At 69.5% G+C, this 5135-nt stretch carries 5 protein-coding genes and 1 pseudogene; 3 read left to right on the forward strand and 3 right to left on the reverse strand.

Annotated elements, in window-relative coordinates; all coding sequences use genetic code 11:
- Window positions 1–169: 169 nt before the first annotated feature.
- Window positions 170–1422, forward strand: a pseudogene (locus ADL15_RS56845) (NF041680 family putative transposase); the annotation flags it as partial.
- A gap of 97 nt (window positions 1423–1519) precedes the next feature.
- Here the strand turns inward: ADL15_RS56845 and ADL15_RS11745 are convergent.
- Window positions 1520–1876: a VOC family protein gene (locus ADL15_RS11745; RefSeq protein WP_067688359.1), complete on the reverse strand. Its 357-nt coding sequence runs from the start codon at window positions 1874–1876 to the stop codon at window positions 1520–1522.
- On the opposite strand from ADL15_RS11745, the gene ADL15_RS52870 reads away from it, so the two are divergent.
- On the forward strand, window positions 1869–2315 hold the full coding sequence (locus ADL15_RS52870) for a hypothetical protein (protein WP_157441316.1): 447 nt from the start codon (window positions 1869–1871) through the stop codon (window positions 2313–2315). The genes ADL15_RS11745 and ADL15_RS52870 overlap by 8 nt on opposite strands.
- Before the next feature lie 87 nt (window positions 2316–2402).
- Here the strand turns inward: ADL15_RS52870 and ADL15_RS11755 are convergent, their stop codons facing one another.
- Together ADL15_RS11755 and ADL15_RS11760 are read right to left on the reverse strand one after the other, a co-directional pair.
- On the reverse strand, window positions 2403–2795 hold the full coding sequence (locus ADL15_RS11755) for a hypothetical protein (protein ID WP_067688350.1): 393 nt from the start codon (window positions 2793–2795) through the stop codon (window positions 2403–2405).
- A 103-nt stretch (window positions 2796–2898) separates the two neighbouring features.
- Window positions 2899–3381, reverse strand: a complete 483-nt coding sequence (locus ADL15_RS11760; protein ID WP_067688353.1) for a hypothetical protein — start codon at window positions 3379–3381, stop codon at window positions 2899–2901.
- Window positions 3382–3574: 193 nt separating this feature from the next.
- On the opposite strand from ADL15_RS11760, the gene ADL15_RS11765 reads away from it, so the two are divergent.
- Entirely contained in the window at window positions 3575–4525 is a 951-nt protein-coding gene (locus tag ADL15_RS11765; RefSeq protein ID WP_067688356.1) for a hypothetical protein, read from the forward strand.
- The last annotated feature ends 610 nt before the right edge of the window (window positions 4526–5135 follow it).

Here is a 5135-nt window from a genome sequence, read left to right on the forward strand (position 1 = left end):
TATCTCATGCCTTATCTAGACACGAGACCCAAACCAATGTGAATCACTCGAAACGGCGATATGGACTCCAGAGTGACCCTGACCAGCAAAGGTCAGTAAGCGTCATCCGGTGCCTGGGCTAGGTGACGCTTCGGCATGCCGCGGCGCGGAACCGTGTCCACGCCCATCGATGATCGTTGTGGCGGTCATGGCGGACCGAGCAGAAACGATCGATGTGTTGGCGGAATTTCGCGAGCAGCTCTACCAGTGCATGGCCAAGCGGGCGGACGCCCTGTTCGAGTTGACCGAGGCGCTGCTATGCAGCGACGGGCCGGTCAAGACACTGGTCGGGTTGTCGCTTGCCCGGAGCACCGCCGTGGCCACGGCGCCATGTATGACGCGCTCAACCACGGCCGTATCGACGTGGAATCGCTGCGCCGGTCCCTGTCCGGCTCGCCATTGCCGCGGGCGCCGGACGGCCGCCTGGTGCTGGCCGTAGACGTCTCGCCATGGTGACGCCCGGACGGGGAACTGCAGTCCGCAGCGCTCGTTCTGCCACACCTACGGCTGCGGCAAGGACGAGCACCGGATGATCCCGGGCGGGCCATACTCGATCGTCGCCGCCCTGGAGACCGGCCGCAGTTCGTGGACCGCCTTGCTCGACGCGGTCCGGCTGCCGCCGGGGGCGGACGTCACCGCACTCACGTCCGCCCAGATCCGGCAGCTCGTCGAGCGCCTCACCTGCGCAGGGCAGTGGCAGCCCGGAGACCGCGACATCCTGATCGTGCTGGACGCCGGCTACGAGGCCCCGCGCATCGCCTGGCTGCTGCGCGACCTGCCGATCGAAATCCTCGGCCGAATGCGCTCCGACCGGGTGCTACGCCGAGCTACCCCGCCACGGGTCTACAACTTCGAAGGCGGTCGCCCGGCCAAGCACGGCAGCGGGTTCGTCTTCGGCGACCCCGCCACCTGGGACGTCGAACACGCGGTCACGCACACCGACACCCACCTCTACGGCAAGGTGAAGGCGCAGGCCTGGGACCGGCTGCATCCGCGGCTGACTCGCCGAGCGGCCTGGGTCGACCACGACGAGCCGTTGCCTATTATCGCGGGTACGGTCATCCGGCTCACCGTCGACCACCTGCCCAGTCGCGGCGAGCCGAAGCCGCCCTGGCTGTGGTGGTCCAAGACCGACGCCACCACGGATGATGTCGACCAGTGCTGGCAGGCTTTTCTGCGCCGCTTTGACATTGAACACACCTTCCGTCTGCTGAACAGACGCTGGGCTGGACCGCTCCGCAGCTCCGCGAACCGGATGCAGCCGACCGGTGGACCTGGCTGATCCTGGCCGCGCATACTCAGCTGCGTCTCGCCCGGCCCCTGGCGCAGGACCTGCGCCGACCCTGGGAACGCCCGCTGACCCCGGAACGGCTCACCCCGGCGCTCAGTGGCTGTCTTTGAACCTGTTTCCGCAGTTGGTGCGCGTTCCGGATGACGTACCGCGGTTGAAGGCGTTCGGTCAGAGTGTGGGGGTCCTGCCTCAGTGCAGACAAAGGCAGAAGGGATGACCCGCCGGGTCCAGGAGGACCCGGAAGGAGGTGCCCGGCTGGGTCGGAGGTTTGGTCGCACCGAGATCGATGACCGCCGCCTCGGCAGCATCGAGGTCATCGACGAGCATGTCGAGGTGCATCTGCTGGGGCCGCTCCTGGCCCGGCCAGGTCGGCGGTGTGTAACCAACCACCTGGTGGAAGGAGATGCACTGGCCGTTCTCAGCGCACACCGAAGCCCGGTCGCCGGAGACGTCGATCTTCCAATCCAGCATCGCGCCGTAGAACCTGGCGAGCACGCCAGGATCGGGACAGTCGATAGCGATGAGGGGCATGCGAGCGATGGCCATGCTGGCCACGATATCGACGGCTATCCGCTCAGCAGACGGCATCTTCGGCACAGTCGATCGACACGGCATGATGGCCGCCATGGCCCACGACGTAGCGCGCCACGGTGAAATCGATTCGGTCAGAGCGGGCAGGCTGCAGAATCTGGCCGATGGGTACTACGAACGTGCGACGCGCAGCTTGGGTGTGCGGCTCGTCGACGGTCAGATGGTCAAGCTGTACGCGATTGAGGCCCCTGAACGGCGTGTCGGCGCAGCTCAGCAGCAGTCCGCGTTGGACCTGTTTGCGCAGATCCGCTACCGGCCCCGACAGCCCCCACCTGAGCCGTGCGCGGTGTCCCCGCACCCCTCGCCGACTTTGCGACCGAACCGTGAGCTGGGAGGGCGCAGCCCTCGCGGCGGTTATCCTCGCGGCATGGACGGACGATTCCGGCCGAAGTAGGTCGTCGGCGGCGTTCCGCATCTCGCCGAGGTCGCCGTCCGGGCTGAGCAATCGGCGCACGACGAGGTGGCCGTTTCTGATCAGGTACTACTGATAGACCTTCACGGTCCAGGAGCAGTCGACCCAGGTGCTGACCCGGAAGTTGCCCTTCGTGCCACCCGCGTGCCCGCGCAGCGTCACCGCGCCGCGGGCCTTGGGCGACGTCGCCGCCTCGAACGAGTACGGCTTGGCCTGCCAAAATAAATACATAAAGCCGCCGGACGAGCCGGTGCAGGCGTACGTCACGGTCGCCTTGTAGTCCTTCGCCGGGGTGACCGCCGGGCTCTGCCAGCTGCCGACGCCGCGATACGTCCTGAACAGCTTCCACGTCTTCGCAGCGTGCACCACCGCCCCCGGCCGCCCGGCCGCCACCGCGGGGCCGGGCACCACCGCCGTCGCCAGCAGGACGGATGCCGCGGTCAGGAGAAGTCGGATCTGCATCAAGGTCCTTCGAGAGGCGGCCGGGCTGAACCGCCCCATCGGCCCGGGCGGGCCCGCCCCTGCCTATCGGCCCGGGCGGGCCCGCACCTGAGAAGACTCCCGGTCACGGACAGCCGGTGACCTGCTCCTGCTCGGTCCACTTCATGACGTCCAGCCGCTGCGGTTTGGCGCCGGGGTTCCAGCGCGCCGCCCAGACAACGGTGCTGCGACCGTCGGTGCCGCTGGTGAACGCCTGCTCGTCGGCGAAGCCTACGCACCCGCTCAGCTGCAGGTTCTGCCAATTGCGCACGATCACGGCGAGCCTGGCCGGGTTGTCCGCCGGGGTGCCGCCCCGAAAGACCTCCAGTTGGCCGGGCTGGGTGGCCGCGCCCTCCCCCGTGGTGCAGCGCATCGTGACGAAGTGGTCTTCCGTGCCGTCCCGGTCGATGTCGTAGTCGACGACCTTGCCGACCACCTCGACGGTGTCGTTCGCGCAGTTCAGGTCACGGCCGGCGACACGGGGCCAGTCGGGGGCCGCATCGTCGCAACCGGTCATGGTGAGGGCCGCGATGACGGCGGTGGTCAGGACGCTCGATCGAAGGCGCATGTGAACTCTCCGTTCCTGGGAATCCAGCCCTGCGCCCCCACCACACCAAGATCACCCGGTTGTCCGAAACGTTGTCCAGGCTGGACAACGCCGTTCCGGCCAACTCTGTCCGCACCGCGACATTCCGGGTACCGGAACCGGCTGGCCACGATGTGATGAGGGTGAATCCCGCCGGCAGAGTGGAGGCGGCCCGATGCCCCGGCCCGAGCGTCCCGTCGACCCGTCCGCGGGGCCCGTCCAGCAGTTCGCCGCGGACCTGCGCAAGCTGCGCGTCGAGGCGGGCAACCCGCCGTACCGGGAAATGGCGAAACACGCCCACGCCTCCAAGGCGAGCCTGTCGGCCGCCGCGAGCGGCCATCGCCTGCCGACTTGGGAGGTCACCCAGGGGTACGTGCAGGCGTGCGGCGGCCCGGTCGAGGCCTGGCACGATCGCTGGCTGACGGTCCGCGCCCAGGTCGGCCCGCCGCTCGACCCCGGCCTACCGGCCGACTCCGCGCCGGCCGGCTCCGGTTTGCCGGCCGACGCCAGGTCATCGGTCGGCTCCGGGACGCCGGCCGCGCGCCGGGGCCGCTGGGCGGTGCTGGTCGGCGCCGTCGCCGCGGCGCTGCTCCTGGCCGGGGCGCTGACCCTGTGGGGTGTCACCCGCGGCCCGGCCGGCACCGACGCCACGCCGCTGCGGCCGGACCCGGAAGCGCTGGTCGCCTCGACGTCACCGCAGCCGACCGCCCGGTTCCCCGGCTCGGGCGGCGAGGCGGTCCAGGACGACGCCGACCCGAAGAAGAGCGGCTGCGCCGACGACCCGGCCAGCATCCGCGAGCTGGACCGCGTGCAGGTGAACACGCTCAACGAGAACCTGCTCGGGGTGGCCGTGCTGCGCCACGCGCCACAGTGCCACGCGTCCTGGGGCCGGTTCGAGCCGAGCGACCGCCTGACGTTCCTGTCCGGCCCGGTCCGGATCACCATCACCGCGCACCGCCCGGCGACCGGCACGGTCGGCACCGCCTACACGACGGCCTTCGACGGCCAGCCGGTCTTCGGCAACATCCTGCTCGACACCACCGGCTGCGTCGAGGTCACCGTCCGGGTGGACGCCCCCGACGGCGGCGGCGAATCCACCACCCACTGCAAACGCGGACCGCAGTAACGCCGCCCCCCAGGCCGACCGGAGAACACGACACGGTGTGGGTGCTTTCAGATGGGTGGCATTGCTGGTCGGGGCTTGCGGACACGGGATACCTGTCCGCTCGGCGAGCGCTGATGGTGCCCAAACCGTCCGCGAGACCACCGTGCCGTCTCGCCGGCCCGGGTCGGCGAGCCCTGACGGTAGCTAACCGGGCCGCACAGCGACCATGCGCACTCGCCCAGCCGGCCCTCACGGCGGCCAATCGGACGCGATACGGCCGCCAGGGCCAGCTGAACCACCCCCGGCTGGTCCTGGCGGCCGTTATCGGGGCGCAAAAGGGCTACCAGACCCAGCCGAACCCGCCGAGCTGGCCCTGGCGGCCGTTATCAGGGGGTGCATAAGGGCTGCCAGACCCAGCTGAACCCGCCCGGCTGGTCGTGATGGCCGTTATCACGGTGGATAACGGCGGGCGCTGGGAGCCAGCCGGGCCGTGACGTGTGGCTCCACTGCCGTTACCTCTCCGTGTGCTTTTGCAAGCACACGGTTGGTAGTCCTGCCTTGCGGCGGGACGGTCCCGGTCTGACCGGCGGGTGCCGTGCCGGGTTGACGTTTCACGGCCACCTGCCCGCGT

Origin of the sequence: Actinoplanes awajinensis subsp. mycoplanecinus (assembly GCF_001509495.1) — a bacterium.
Lineage (GTDB): Bacteria > Actinomycetota > Actinomycetes > Mycobacteriales > Micromonosporaceae > Actinoplanes > Actinoplanes palleronii.